Annotated in this window: 13 protein-coding genes; 5 read left to right on the top strand and 8 right to left on the bottom strand. The window is 43.0% G+C overall.

Features of this window, described 5'->3' with window-relative positions:
• Nucleotides 1-256: 256 nt before the first annotated feature.
• Both M3I01_RS01330 and M3I01_RS01325 read left to right on the top strand, forming a co-directional pair.
• A complete protein-coding gene (locus M3I01_RS01330) occupies nucleotides 257-2,044 on the top strand; it encodes a GGDEF domain-containing protein (protein ID WP_255893760.1) in 1,788 nt (595 codons plus the stop codon).
• 69 nt (nucleotides 2,045-2,113) lie between these two features.
• A complete protein-coding gene (locus M3I01_RS01325) occupies nucleotides 2,114-2,917 on the top strand; it encodes a UDP-2,3-diacylglucosamine diphosphatase (RefSeq protein ID WP_255893759.1) in 804 nt (267 codons plus the stop codon).
• A 91-nt stretch (nucleotides 2,918-3,008) separates the two neighbouring features.
• Here M3I01_RS01325 and M3I01_RS01320 read toward each other — a convergent pair whose 3' ends face one another.
• The 8 genes from M3I01_RS01320 to siaA all read right to left on the bottom strand — a co-directional run bounded on the left by M3I01_RS01320 (nucleotide 3,009) and on the right by siaA (nucleotide 11,180).
• Nucleotides 3,009-3,782 carry a hypothetical protein gene (locus M3I01_RS01320; RefSeq protein ID WP_255893758.1) on the bottom strand — a complete coding sequence of 258 codons (774 nt, stop codon included), beginning with the start codon at nucleotides 3,780-3,782 and terminating at the stop codon, nucleotides 3,009-3,011.
• Between the two features lie 115 nt (nucleotides 3,783-3,897).
• Nucleotides 3,898-4,410, bottom strand: a complete 513-nt coding sequence (locus M3I01_RS01315) for a hypothetical protein (protein WP_255893757.1) — start codon at nucleotides 4,408-4,410, stop codon at nucleotides 3,898-3,900.
• A 312-nt stretch (nucleotides 4,411-4,722) separates the two neighbouring features.
• Nucleotides 4,723-5,385: a 3'-5' exonuclease gene (locus M3I01_RS01310; protein ID WP_255893756.1), complete on the bottom strand. Its 663-nt coding sequence runs from the start codon at nucleotides 5,383-5,385 to the stop codon at nucleotides 4,723-4,725.
• Between the two features lie 2 nt (nucleotides 5,386-5,387).
• Nucleotides 5,388-7,265, bottom strand: coding sequence for a DUF294 nucleotidyltransferase-like domain-containing protein (locus M3I01_RS01305; protein WP_275564868.1), 1,878 nt, complete (start codon nucleotides 7,263-7,265; stop codon nucleotides 5,388-5,390).
• A gap of 201 nt (nucleotides 7,266-7,466) precedes the next feature.
• Nucleotides 7,467-8,246 carry a diguanylate cyclase domain-containing protein gene (locus M3I01_RS01300; protein WP_255893755.1) on the bottom strand — a complete coding sequence of 260 codons (780 nt, stop codon included), beginning with the start codon at nucleotides 8,244-8,246 and terminating at the stop codon, nucleotides 7,467-7,469.
• A complete protein-coding gene (gene siaC, locus M3I01_RS01295) occupies nucleotides 8,247-8,621 on the bottom strand; it encodes a biofilm regulation phosphoprotein SiaC (protein ID WP_255893754.1) in 375 nt (124 codons plus the stop codon). It abuts the gene before it with no gap.
• A 10-nt stretch (nucleotides 8,622-8,631) separates the two neighbouring features.
• The gene (gene siaB, locus M3I01_RS01290) at nucleotides 8,632-9,168 is read right to left on the bottom strand and encodes a biofilm regulation protein kinase SiaB (RefSeq protein ID WP_255893753.1); all 537 of its coding nucleotides are present in this window, start codon (nucleotides 9,166-9,168) and stop codon (nucleotides 8,632-8,634) included.
• A gap of 17 nt (nucleotides 9,169-9,185) precedes the next feature.
• A complete protein-coding gene (gene siaA, locus M3I01_RS01285; RefSeq protein ID WP_255893752.1) occupies nucleotides 9,186-11,180 on the bottom strand; it encodes a biofilm regulation protein phosphatase SiaA in 1,995 nt (664 codons plus the stop codon).
• A 436-nt stretch (nucleotides 11,181-11,616) separates the two neighbouring features.
• Here siaA and M3I01_RS01280 point away from each other — a divergent pair, with 436 nt between their 5' ends.
• The 3 genes from M3I01_RS01280 (at nucleotide 11,617) to M3I01_RS01270 (ending at nucleotide 14,586) form a co-directional block, all read left to right on the top strand.
• On the top strand, nucleotides 11,617-12,633 hold the full coding sequence (locus tag M3I01_RS01280) for a TRAP transporter substrate-binding protein (RefSeq protein WP_255893750.1): 1,017 nt from the start codon (nucleotides 11,617-11,619) through the stop codon (nucleotides 12,631-12,633).
• 86 nt (nucleotides 12,634-12,719) lie between these two features.
• A complete protein-coding gene (locus tag M3I01_RS01275) occupies nucleotides 12,720-13,277 on the top strand; it encodes a TRAP transporter small permease subunit (protein WP_255893749.1) in 558 nt (185 codons plus the stop codon).
• Nucleotides 13,270-14,586, top strand: coding sequence for a TRAP transporter large permease (locus tag M3I01_RS01270; protein WP_255893748.1), 1,317 nt, complete (start codon nucleotides 13,270-13,272; stop codon nucleotides 14,584-14,586). Before M3I01_RS01275 ends, M3I01_RS01270 begins: the two co-directional genes overlap by 8 nt.
• The last annotated feature ends 41 nt before the right edge of the window (nucleotides 14,587-14,627 follow it).

Below are 14,627 nucleotides of genomic sequence, written 5' to 3'. Positions count from 1 at the left end.
TGCCGCTGTTAGCTTTTATTACGAACCACAAAATAGCCGCTGTGACACAAATAAAATAACGACTATAAAGAACCCAATGTTCCCGATGATCGAAAGCAATAATAAGAAATCGATCCGGTAACGGGGTCTTCCAATCCTTTATAAAGCATATCCTCAGTCAGCCTTCTCATCTCAAACTCAGTCATCAAAATGTCATAAATATGACATAAAATGCCCATCTAGCCACTTTTTTAATCTAGATATATTTGAGAAAAAAATGAGCCCATTAGACAACAGTACGCTGCTTGAAAAGATTCTTGTAAATGGATTAGTTACGCCTTATTTCCAGCCTATTTATGACCTAAAAAATGGGAAAATTTATGGGCACGAAGCACTCTCACGCGGCCCCAAGAATTCCGCTCTATTTTCTCCAGACCCACTATTTGCATTGGCTCAACAAGAAGGAAAACTCCACAAGCTGGAATTACTTTGTCGTGAAAAAGCCCTATCGAAATTCGCCAAATTGTCCTTAGAAGGACGTTTATTCCTAAACGTCAGCGCCTCTTTATTGGCGTCGCCAGATCATCAATCTGGCATGACGCTCGCCATTCTTAACGAGCTTGGATTAGATCAAAAAGACATCGTTATCGAGCTGTCCGAACAACACCCTTACGACCACAATGGCTTGCCTCGTAGCAGTGTCGACCATTATCGAGAAATGGGCTTCCAAGTGGCCATTGATGATTTAGGCGTTGGCTATTCAGGATTGCAGCTTTGGTCAGAGTTACAACCAGATATTGTAAAGATTGATAAACACTTTATTAAAAACGTAGATAAAGACGAAATCAAACGCGAATTTGTCCGTTCTATTTTAACCATTGCTCAACGCCTAAACTGCCTGCTTATTGCTGAGGGGATAGAAACACAGCAAGAACTCGACCAACTGATTGAAATTGGCGTTACCTTTGGCCAAGGTTATTTTCTTGGACGACCAACAGAGACACCGGCGTTTTCAACCCATCCTTACTTAGTAAAGCACGCACAGCGTCGTTCACAGTTTCAAGAAGATCACGCCGAGACAGTGCAAACCTTATGTCGTCCTACCGCAAGTTTACAAGAAGACAGCCTGTTAGAAGATGCGTCTCAATACTTCAAAAAACAACCAGATTTAATGGCTATTCCTATCGTAAATAGCCACCACGAACCGGTTGGTGTGGTACGACGAAATCAACTGCATGAGCTTTTTTCTACGCCGTATGGCCGTGCACTCTATGAACATAAACCCGTCACTAACTTACTCAGTTACGATGTATTAATAGTGGAAAGCCATGTCAGCCTTTCCAGTGTTTCAACCTTAATGACCAATCAAGAAGCCGATACACTAAACAATGAAATTATTGTTGTTCGCGATGGGAAATTCATTGGTATTGGACATTTAAGAGATCTATTAAAGCGCATCACCGAATTAAAAATTCAAAATGCCACCTACTCAAACCCGCTGACTTTATTGCCTGGCAACGTACCAATACATCGAGAAGTCAGCCGCCGATTATTAGCCAAGGAAGACTTTCATGTTGCGTATTTTGACCTGAATGATTTCAAACCCTTTAACGACTTTTTTGGTTATTCAAAAGGGGACGCTGTGATTCAGCTAGTCGGCTATTTAATCAAAGAGTTCGTTTCAACTAACGACAATTTTATTGGTCACATTGGAGGTGACGACTTTGTGGTTATCTTCGGAGATGTAAACTGGCAACAGCAGTGTGAAAAAATCTTAGTAGAATTTGCTCGACAAGTACGCGAATTTTATTCGGATGAAACGCTTCAAGAAGGCGGCGTTTGGACAAAAAATCGTCAAGGTCAAACCCTTTTCCACCCCATCTTAAGCTTAGCGATAGGCGTGATTCAACCAGACCCGCAACAATGCAACAACCATCACCAAGTAGCAGAACTGGCCGCACAAGCCAAAAAATCCGCCAAACAACAAGGGGGTAACTATCTATATATACAACCTCACATTATCGATGACGCACCGGAATCGACGATTTTATCCATTGTTATCTAACGGTCACAAAGAACACATAAGTCTGTCATAAACACCGTCTACTCTAATAATAACGAGCTAGAGGTGCTTATGCAGACAAGATTTAGATCCGTGTTTATTTCTGACGTTCATTTAGGGACAAAAGCGTGTCAGGCATTGCATTTATTAGATTTTTTGCAAAACATTAAGACAGACACGCTTTACTTAGTTGGCGACATTATCGACCTACAAGAAATGCGTCATCGTGCGTATTTCATTGAATCTCACCATCACGTAGTCGAGCAAATTTTAACCATGGCAAAATCCGGCACCAAGGTGATCTATATCCCAGGTAACCATGATGCTTTTTTCCGCCAGTTTGTTGGGCAAACCTTGTCTGGCATCGACATTCGCCTCAACGCACGTCATAAAACAGCCAATGGCCGTACATTTCATGTAAGCCACGGTGATGAGTTCGATCAGATGGTTAAAATCAGCCCTCTGATGCTCGCCATTGGCGATAAAGCACACGGGCTTATGCTTTCGTTAAACCAATGGATAAATGGCATCAGACGTTTTTTTGGCTTGCCTTATTGGTCTTTCGCTGGGTATTTAAAAAGTCATATTAACAAAGCTAAAGAATTCATCGAACGCTTCGAAACCGCCGCGCTAAAATCCGCTAAAAACCAAAAAGTAGATGGTTATATTTGCGGGCATATTCACTTTGCTTCTTTTCGAGTTAAAGACGACATTCTTTATTGCAACGATGGGGATTGGGTCGAGCATTGCACGGCGCTAACAGAATCCGCCGCAGGGGAAATGAGCCTTTTACATTGGTCAGAAAACCCAAGAGTCTTGGCCACCGAACCAAAAGAAGAGGATTGGGGATTGTCGCCGCTGGCTTCTAGAAGTTAGCAGCTAAAGGGATCAGATCCCTTTGGCTCTCAACGAAACGGCTTAGTTAAACACCAAGCTTAGCGAAAAATTGTCCCAGTACCTATGCTTGTTAACTTTCTTGCTCAACAGGCATACCCCGTAGAATCATTTCAAACTTATACTCTGTTTCACAATGGCCACATTTGAATTTATAGCCATCTTCAATTTTGGAAAAGAAAACTGTTGCCTCTTTGTGACAAACGCCGCATTCAAAAACGTATTTTGATCCAAATGAAACGCTACTCTCAGATTGTCTTATTGCATGCTCAATACGACATGAATCATTTTGGCATGCAATCGATTCGTTTGACTTGACATAATGCTGTGTATACAAAATATTTTCCCCGCAGGCTTCACATGGGAAGAATTCGTAGTTGGCCTTAACCACCATTAAGTTGCCTGCGGTAAGTTTGTCTAACTGACCAAATATCTTAACAATTTTATTTTTCTCGATTTTATAATCAGCTAAATTTTTTGGCATTGGAAGATGCAAATAACTGCCCAGCGAGTTATACAGTTTATTGAGGTCTCTTATTGGGATGTTGTTATACGTTATTGTGTCTTTAAGTTCGCCGTCTTCGCTAAATATGTTCAAATGTAAGTCTTTATCGGCTAGATCATCGAAATTCGAAAGTAGTTTTATGGCTTTGTTTGGTTGCCACGTTTCAATTATTGTTCTGGGTATTTCTTCAGCCCCTGCAAGTAATTGCTGATACACATGAGCTTCGATGAAGTACCTTAATTCTAAGCAAGCGTATCTAAAAGACTGGATATCATCACACTCCAATAACGATTTTGCTTTTTCATAATGAACATCCTTTTCATATCTATTTACATCGACCATCTATAATCCAATTATAAAAGTTAACGCTAAAAACAATTGCCTTATGCTGGCACGACATTTAGGATTCCTAAAACTCGTGATAGTATGAGGTCAATTGCTTTGCCTTGTTATGCGTTTATTTCCCCAAAACCCAATTAATTATTTCTGTCTGATACTGGCCCTGTTCATAACGAGGAAGTGGATCATGATTTATAATCGACAATATTTTTGATATTAAGAGGTCACCATCAGCTATCTTAGATATCAGGTCAGACAAGTAAGACTTAAATCCTTCTTCATCTACCTTATCATCTAAGCATCCAGTCATACCTTTACATAGGCTATGTGCAACCTCATTTCTAGCTTTACGTGCAATGTGAAGGATTGATTTACATGAATCATCAATAGGAAAAGCCTTAATATTGCTATTTAGTGGAGTAAATTTTCTAAATAACTTATCAACGTATTCTTCAAACTGCTCCTTAGGCAAAAGAGCTGATAAAGATGACTTAAACTCCAAAAACTTTAATGTATCATCGCATAAGCTATCGAATCTTGTAGCTATAACCAAACAGCGACCGAGAATAGCGTGTAATTCTTCTGTATTTTCTGTTATTTCAAAATCATCTATAAATATATCTGGTTGCATATATCTCCTTGAAACACATAATGTTTTATTAATGCGCATATATGTTTAGAAAATTTAAACATTTCCTAAATAATTTTATAAACACCTGAAAAATAAGGTCTTTAATACGCCATTTTCACCTTGTTATATATCTCTTTTACGGCTAATTCAGGCAATTCGCAAGTCTGGCTATCAGCCCTTTCATCTGGTTCTGCTATTTATTGCTAACAACACCATAGGCTCATCATTATTTTTTCGAAAAAATAGGGTTTTTATCGGGCTAAAGCCACGATCTACCTAACAATCTCTAGTCCTCATATTCAGGATTAATGATTAACGACAAGTAAGTCGAGCACGCCCGCCCCCCATTTGATTTAAATCGTATAACCGGCAGTCTTTGCCTTGGTAGGCAATTTGCGCTAATAACAATTCTGCGGTAGCTAGGGCGTCTGTCAATGCATCATGGCCTTGGTAGTCTGGCAAACCATAACGTTCTCGGCAGGCATCAAGACGAAAGCCTCCATCTTGAATCGGTTGCTGAGCTCTATTGGCTTTCGACCTTTCGATTGCCAAGGTATCCAACCAACTGAGCGAAAACGTCGGCAGGGATTCTGTTTGCCAAGCGTGTTTTAAAAAGCCCAGTTCCATTGGCGCATGATGCACGACTAACACCCGATTTTTTAATAAATGTCGTAAATAACGCAACACACTTTCTTGTCTTTTGCCGTACTGCTGCACATCCGAGTCGGTAATCATGTGAATGCCAACATTGTCACCAATCTGGGCATTGTCGAGCACAATGTGCCGAGCCGTATCCAATTCAATCACGCCGTTGTGAATACACACCCAGCCAACGCTGACGATGTGGTCTTGCTTCGCATCCAATCCGGAGGTTTCAATGTCTAACACCAAATAGTCCCACTCAGCCCAACGGCGTTTTGCCGACTGCTGAGCCAAGCGCCATGCTGTCAGCCGTTGCATCAACGCTATCCACATGATCAGCTGTATCCTCTTAAGAAACGCTGCTGAGCGACGTCTTGAACATCACTGATAATACTGAACGTTGTTTTGAGGTGTTTGCGCTCTAAAGGGCTCAAGTCTTTCGGATCTAGATACGCACTCGCTTTGCCTGTTGCCTGAAAATGGCCACGTTGCGCTTCTAAACGTAAACCGTTTAATTTGTCCCACGCGTCCATCAAGTTACGCGCCGTATCCACGCTGATCAACTTTTCGCGAATCGCTTGCTCAATGCGATCCAAGGTTCCAACACGGTAGGTTTGACAAGATAAACCGTAAAGACGCGCTAAATCATTAATCAATGCCAGACCTTGATGCTTTAAATCCAGCTGATGTTTGTGTTCACCAGACGATTCCAATAAGAAATGCCGAAAGAAACCCAACGGTGGTTTCGTCACCAATGCGCTGCGCGTCAAGGTGGCTAAGAACACACTGTTTTTACTCACCTCCAACTGCATCGATTTGATTAAGTCTTTTACCGCTGCGCCCTCTTCTTTGCCATTGTCATAAACGCAACGGATATCAAAAAAGATGCTGGCGTGAAGCAACGCACTGGGCGCACTGCTTTTTATCCAACGTGAGAATGCTTGCTGCCAACCCGCGGTTGTCTTTCGCCATTCGGGATTGCTGGCCATGATGTTACCGGGGCAAAGTCGAATGCCACACAAGCCTAACCCCTGACAAACAAATTCGGAGAACTCAGCAAAATAGCGGCTCTCTTCTTCGGTTGGCTCACGCTCAAGCATCAAACCGTTGTCTTGATCACTGCCAAGCGATTGATCGCGACGTGCCTGAGAACCAAACACTAAAAACTGAAAGGCCATCGGTGCGGGGCCGAATTTTTCGAGCGCCAGATCGATCAAACGTCGTGTTAAGTTGTCACTCACGGTCGCCAGCACTTTGCCCACGTCCGCGGCTTTCATATCGGTAACAATCAAATTTATAATTAAGGTTGGCCACTGTTTACAAACATGAACAAGGCTTTCTACGGATTGCTGACGATGAATTTGATTGATCAACAAAAGCGGACTGAGTTCTTGGTGTCGCAATAGATCGGCGGCGGTCAACATGCCAACAGCTCGGTGTTCTTCGTCGACAATCGGTAAGTGATGGATGTTACTTTCGCTCATCAAGGTTTGCGCTTGCATGACCAATGAATCTGGCGATAAGGTCACAGGGGACGCCGTCATAATGTCTGCCACTAGAGCGTTCGAAGAACTGCCGACCGCTAATATACGTGAGCGTAAATCTCGATCAGTAACAATGCCCTGTAAGCGACCTTCTTCTACTACCAAAATGGAGCTAACTCGCGCTTCCGTCATGCGCATAGCAATAGTTTGTACGGTTTCTTCCGGCGTAGCTTGTATTAACTGACGCGTCATAATATGGGCAATGGGCGTCGATAGTTGCAACGCGGGAGACGACAGTTCGCGGTTCTGGCTACGGGTGAGTTTTCGTAAGCGATTATGTTGAGTGTGTTCAAAGAAAAGTCCAAACGCTTCACTTTCTTCAATCATTTCCATAAAACGGGCTTTATCAAAGCGATAAACAAGGCTGTCTTCCATAGCGACAACTTGCAATCCGTCAGGATTTTGCGCCATCACACTGGACACGCCAAAACATTCACCATCGGCAATTTGATCCACCAAGCCGCCTTTGGGTGTGCGGATTTCACAAGCGCCTCGGCGAATCAGGTGCACCGTCGCCGCGTCCTCTTTTAACACCAGTGTTTGCCCCTGACGCACATACAACATAGACACCCCAGTCAATACCTGCTTTCGCTCTAATAGGCTTAAGCCCGAAAAAGGTGGGATGGCTTCGATGAATTTATGGACTTCAGGAATATCGATAGCGGCCATATTATTATTCTCATTTGGGTAAGTTCATTTTTATCGACGTAAAGGAGTGTGTTCTTTTATCCTAGTCAATAAAACATTTCTTAGACCAATGTCTAGGAGACAAAGTCTCTGTCAAAAAGAGTAACCAGACAAAATAAAAAAGGGGCATCTCATTAAGAGGCCCCTTTTTTATATTCGCAGAATAAAAACAACGGCTTTACATCATCCCACCGCTAGGCTATTTCGCCCTTTGGATTTAACGGAGTATAAGGCGCTGTCTGCCCTCGAAAGCAATGAGTCCACCGTATCCTTGTCTTGATACTCTGTAATACCAATACTAACACTGGTTAAAACGGTTTTATCGTCGATTTGATGAGTATAAGCGCTCACTTTAGAACGAAGCGATTCAAGCAGGGCAACCGCATCTTCAAATTTTGGGTTGGTCAATATCACTAAAAATTCTTCACCGCCCCAGCGCCCGATAACGCCATGATCACCAACCACACTTTCCATTAATCTGCCCAAAGCAATTAGTACTTCGTCGCCCACTTGATGACCAAACTCATCATTTACTTTTTTAAAGTAATCAATGTCGATCATCGCAACGCTTAAGCCTTCTTCTTGCTGACCGTCAAACACTTGAGATAAGCGCTTCATTATCATTCGTCGATTGGGCAGTTCCGTCAGCGGATCGACTAATGAGGTCTTCTCCAGTTCGATATTCAGCTGCCGTAAACTGCGCTGGTAGCGATCTGAAATCCGTGTCATTTTTTCTAATTGTCGTACGTGTTTGTCAAATCGTTCACTAAGGCTTTTTCCCTGTTGAATCATGACATCTTGGTATGAATCAGACAATCGAGTTAAGCGATCCATGCGACTCCACTGTTCTTGATTGACTTCCCAAAGCTGGCTTAATGCTTTGCTTGCAGGGTGATCCTGATACTCAGGTGCCGCCAGAATATCCTGAATGTTTTTTTCAAGTTCAGCGAAATCTGTCTTCATTTATTTGCCTATGATCTTAAAAGGAAACGTACAATCTTCTTTGAATTCTTCAGCCAACTCAGCCACGCGTTCATTTTCTTCATCGAAGTACCAGTTTACAGCCACTTGGCGACCTTCTTGAAAACGCTCTTCCATTTCATCAAACATGTCCATCATTACCTTGATGCTACTTGTATTAAGGTACAACAATGTCAGTTCAAGCGTCAGTGGTTCAGAACGCTCTTTAAGATAACGCTCTACCCAAGCAACCATAGGACCATAAAGCTCATAAGAATTTTCTGGGTAGGAATCTCCTTCCATATACAATGTTCCACTTTTCCACTCTCCTCTTACAGTAGGAGACGAAGCGGTTCCCTCTATTAATAAATCATTCATATTCATTTTCTCAGATTTGTATACTTAGACTAAAATAGGCTGTGTCGTTCCCGATCTCTTTAAGCGTTGCTTCCATCGGTTTCGAAGATTTTCGTGCCATGTCGATTAACCCTAGTCCTGCTCCGGTTACTGCGTCTTCATCACGAGGTTTGCGAAGTTGGGTTTTGTAGGCGGCTTTCAGCTCTACTTTGTCCATTGTTGCAAATGACTCAATACGCTCTACCAGTTTTCTACCATCGCTTGCTCTAACAATATTGCCTGCAGCAACACTATAACATCCATCGGAATGACTCACGATCACGGTTGCCGTATCCGCGCCAGCTAATTGAGATGACGTTGCGTAATGTCTAATATTTTGTGTTAGTTCAATGTACGCAGCAAACACATCCAAAGCCGATGCCGGTGACAACTGTTCAGATTTCAAATAATTCTTTAACGCATTACCAATTTCCTCAATCAAACTACGGGAAATAGGGCCATTAAAACACAATAAAATATTGTCTTTCTCAAAGCGCTCTCTTAATCCATATAAATCTGGCGAACTCATCTCACCTATCCTTATAATTAGTGGTTATTAATATCAAACCGGAATGACAGCAGTGTAATGTCGTCTCTTTGCGGTTGATCTCCCATGTACTGATCTAACGCTGATTCAAAAAACTCGGATTGCTCTTTTAAAGGTAAAGCCGCATTCTCTTTTATTAATGCTTCAAAACGTTGATTACCAAAACCAAAGTTTTTGTCGCCGCCAGATTGATCTAGAAAACCATCTGTCGTCATATAATAGGTCCATTCCGTCATTGGCAAATCGGCATTCTCATAGTCACCTCTACGACGGTCGCCTAATGCTCGACGGCCAGAATCATATTTAATGAACTCTTCGCCATTACTGGCATAAAGCGCAATTTTTGCGCCAGAAAAACGCACAACACTGCCGTCTTTAGGTATATACACCAAGCCGACATCGGCATTGGTTGCGACTTTTTTGGCACTGACTTCTTCGTCCAACATTGAACGTAACGTGTCATCAATCAAACTCAGCAAAGCGGCAGGGTCTTCAATCCCTATTCGAGCAATAGAATAATCAATGGCTGCACGCATTAACATGGTCATCAAGGCCCCTGGAACACCGTGTCCCGCGCAATCAACAATCCCTAACAAACACCCTTCATCCGTGGTGTGGAACACATAAAAATCGCCACCAACTACATCACGGGGACGCCAAATGACGCTGTACTCCTCCCCTAATAACTGACGCATTTGACGATCAGGAAGAATCGACCTTTGAATCAAACTGGCATAATCGATAGACGCGCCAATTTTCCCATGTGCCTCTACTACCTTTTCATGAACCTTCTCTAACTCCGCCGTCCGAGCCTGTACTTTTTCTTCCAGTTCTTGAGTATGGTTTCTTACTTGTTGCGCCATTTTATTAAAGGTTTTGCTTAAGTCTCCTATTTCATCATTACCATTCGCTGCCAATGATACATTATAGGAACCGCTGGCAATGGTTTTCGCTGACTGTTGTAACTGACGAATCGGCGCTATCAATAAACGTTCCACCACAAAGCCAAAAACCACGAGCAATAGTACCAACAGCAACACAAAAGCACTGGCCGCAGGCAACACTAAACTAGCATCAAAAATACTGACACTGGCCAAATCTATATTGGTTACGACAAACCAATCTAATAACGGAAAATACACAAAAGACATCAACTGTTTATGCCCATCTTGCTGCACGTTCACAGTAGTGACTTTTCCCTCTTCGCTTTGCGCTTGAGTTAATGCTTCTTTTACTCTTTTTTTAGACTCGTCATCGTCTAACAATGAATAAATAGATCGCACATTACTGCCACTTTGTTTCGCATTGTAGGCAATTAGTGCTTTATTTCGGTGTATTTCGATAGCGCCGTCAGCATTGATAATAAAAGGCGTCACACCCTGAACTTGGTTCTCAAGAAATTGCGCTGTAAAGCGATCCAATGAAAAGCCTGTTCCCGCTAAACCAATAAACTGGCCTTGATTACGAACCGGAAAATTAATCCAAACCTTCATAGCCTTAAGCACTTCGTCGTAGTTCACATTGATACTAAAAGGCTCGGTTTTAGTTCGCGTAGAGAAATACCAACTGTCGGTATTGTTCGTTTTACTTAGGGTGTATTTTGGCGTCGTTGACAGAGTATTTTCGTGGTCTGCAAAGTAATATTGTCGCGTCGAATCATTCACAATAAACATGGCGTGATTTTGAAAGGTATCAAGATAACCTTGAGTTTCTTCAAGCCAACGCCTTTCTAATTCTAGGTCTTCACTGTTACTCAACCACGCTTTTATAACCGTTGAATTAGCAAAGCGTTCTGCCAACGCCACTTCTCTTGAGACTGGTGTTAATATGCGTTGATAATTTAACTGAGTAAAACTGTTCGCGTAATTCTCTGCTGAATATTCTTGCCCTTTTTGAATAAAAGACCAACCAATCACTGCGATGATTAGCAGCGCAAAAAGACAAGTACTTGCCAAAGCAAATAACGATTTACCACGCAATCCCCAACGGGCCATTTCTTAGTATCCTTTTTGGCAAAAAAGTAAGCAGTACAACCCTCAAAACTAGGCTGATAAAGATCCACATTATGGATGTTAAATTAAGCAAAGCAAATCACGCATTTTATTAATGAGTAATTTGTGCGCACCCTGTTAGCCACACTTTTCGTTACGCCATTTCGCATCGGTGACACTTTCATACAATACCAAGTGCAATGCCTTATAATCACAAACCCAACTCTCGTTCACCAATGCCTCATTACAAAAGATATAAAAAAGTTCTCTATGAATATCAATCATCTATGATTTTACTAAAAAATCTGGAGATAAAGACTTGACTAACCCGAAATGTTATCGGTAACATCCCATCTTAGTTACCGGTAACATATACCGACAACCTAGGCACATCTTCTAAAAATGTTCTTTCAAAAAAACAACAATAGGAAGCGATACCATGAGTAAATTCAGCACCACATTATTGACCGCCACGATGGCCGGCATCCTCTCTACCTCTGCGATTGCAGCGGATTATAACTTTAAGTTTCAGTCCTCTGATCCAGCGGGTGACAAAAACTTTCAAGTTCAAAAAGAATGGGTTGAACGCGTTGAAACCATGACAGGCGGCCGTGTTCACATCGACTTGCTTCCTGTTGGCAGTATTTTCAAACATACCGAAACCCTAGACGGCATTAAAATGGGCATCTTAGATGGCCACATTACGGCAACTGAGTTTTTCTCTGGTAAAGATCCAGCATTTGGTTTGATCGGTAACACAGTCGGTGCTTGGTCAAACACTCAGCAACTTCTGCAATACATTAACTACGGTGGTGGTTACGAGCTAATGAACGAACTTTACGCTCCTTACGGCGTGAAATTCATTGGCGGTTCGACAACGGGCGTCGAGTCTTTTGTTTCTCGTGTTCCGCTAGACAGCGTTGCGGATTTGAAAGGCCTTAAACTTCGCGCTCCTGAAGGTTTGGTTCAGCGTGTCTTCGCGGCCGCTGGCGCTGCGCCGGTAAACTTACCAGGTTCAGAAGTCTTCACAGGCCTAAGCAAGGGCGTTATTGATGCCGCTGACTACACGGTATTCTCTACTAACCAGAAAGCCGGTATGAACGACATTGCGACACACCCAATTCAGCCAGGTTTCCACTCTTTGCCATTGATCGATATTTCAATGAACAAGAAAAAATGGGACAAATTACCTGCTGACATTCAGACTATCCTAACGGTATCAGTACGTGACTTTGCAGAAGACATTACCACGCAACTGCGTATTGCTGACCAAGCTGCGGTTAAAGTCGCAAAAGCAGATCCAAACATCACGATTCACGATTGGTCTGCAGAAGAACGTAAGAAGTTCCGTGCTATTGCTCGCACACAGTGGGAAGAGTTTGCTAAAGGCTCTGATAACGCACAAAAAGTGTACGACTCTGTTACGACTTACCTAGAAGAAAATGGTCTTCTATAAGCGTAAAAAAACACTTACTGACGTCCTTTAAGCTAGCACAACAGGCGTTTATTATGTAAACGCCTGTTTTCCATTGGATCATGATCATGAAAGACGAAACTCATCCTCAGACGCCTGACAGCTCAGAACAGCCAAAAAACGGCTTAGACCGTGTTATTTTCAAGTTTGGCAATATGTTAAGTCTGCTGTTCATTTTTACTGTTGCCATTTCTTTTTACGAAGTCTTAATGCGCTATGTCTTTAACGCACCCACTATATGGGTTCATGAGACGGCTTCCTTTTTGGGCGGCAGCTTGTTTGTTTACGGCGGTATTTATGCGCTATCGACGAACAAACATGTTCGTGTGGTACTTATCTATGACATCGTCTCTGACAAAACCCGTCGCTGGCTGAATGTTTTTCACCACATCATGGGGCTTTTGTTTTCTGGTTTACTGAGTTGGGCGGCTTATCAAATGGTCCAAGACTCGTGGTTTACACCGTTTGGTGATCTTCGCTTAGAGACATCTGGGTCTGCTTGGAACCCCGCTTTCCCCGCCTTAGTAAAAGGCATGATATTCATGACTCTTTGTATCATGTTTGTGCAGTTCTCCTTGCACCTAATACAAGAATTAAATGGCTTAAGGAAACGCGACGATGTTTGATTTATCCGCTATGGGCATAGGCTACGGCAGCCTACTGATGCTCGGTTCCATGATTTTATTACTGCTAACAGGAATGCAATTAGCATTCGTTACTGCGTTAGTGGCATTGGTGTTTGCTGTTGGTTGGTTTGGTGTGGGTGCCTTGCCATTGATCACCAGCCGCTTATACAGTTTTGTTGGCAGCTATGTATTCCTTGCTGTGCCAATGTTTGTATTGATGGCCGCACTATTAGATAGGTCAGGCATCGCCAAAGATCTGTTCGATGCAATGAAAGTATTTGGTCGCAGGCTGCGCGGTGGCGTTGCCGTACAAACACTGTTGGTTGCTATCGTATTAGCCTCTATGTCCGGTGTCATCGGCGGCGAAACCGTCTTGTTAGGAATTTTAGCCTTGCCGCAAATGCTGCGTCTTGGCTACAACCGCAAACTGGCCATTGGTGTAACCTGTGCCGGTGGCGCATTAGGCACCATGCTGCCACCCAGTATCGTATTGATTATTTATGGCCTAACCGCCAGCGTATCAATTGGCGATCTTTTTAAGGCCGCGTTCCTGCCTGCCTTTATTCTGGCGTTCACTTACATGGCCTACGTGCTGATCTTGTGTCGCATTCACCCAGAATACGCACCATTACCCACAGAAGAAGAACTCGCAGCAGACGAAGACGTTAACTATTTCAAAGCGCTGCTTTTCCCGCTGCTCACCGTAATGATGGTATTGGGCAGTATTTATACTGGCGTTGCGTCTGTGACTGAAGCCTCGGCATTGGGCGTTGTCGGCATCATCATCAGTGCGGCAATTCGTGGCGAACTGAACTTTTCAATGCTTAAAGACAGTGCCACCGCGACCATGAGTACTTGCGGCATGATCATCTGGATCGGCATTGGTGCAACAGCGCTGGTTGGTGTTTACAACCTAATGGGCGGTATCGATTTTGTTGAAGAAATCATTCTTGCCCTAAGTGGCGGCAGTGTGATGGGCACCATCATGATCATGATGCTGATTTTGCTTATCTTGGGTATGTTCTTGGATTGGGTTGGTGTTGCGCTATTAACCATGCCGATTTTTGTGCCGATCATTACGGGACTGGGCTTAGACCCAATCTGGTTTGGTGTGGTGTTCTGTTTGAACATGCAGGTATCTTTCTTGTCTCCGCCCTTTGGGCCTGCCGCATTTTATCTTAAATCCGTGGCACCCAAAGACATTAGCCTTGGTGAAATATTCAGCTCTTTGCTTCCTTTTATTGCGATGCAAGTTGCCGTACTCGTCTTGGTCATATTCTTCCCTCAGCTGGCCCTTTGGTGGAAATAACCCATTGAGACCATGCCGTTCAACACGGCTTTTTTGAACGA

The sequence above is a fragment of the Marinomonas maritima genome (assembly GCF_024435075.2).
Taxonomy (GTDB): Bacteria; Pseudomonadota; Gammaproteobacteria; order Pseudomonadales; family Marinomonadaceae; genus Marinomonas; species Marinomonas maritima.
This window is presented reverse-complemented; position numbering and strand designations above follow the sequence as displayed.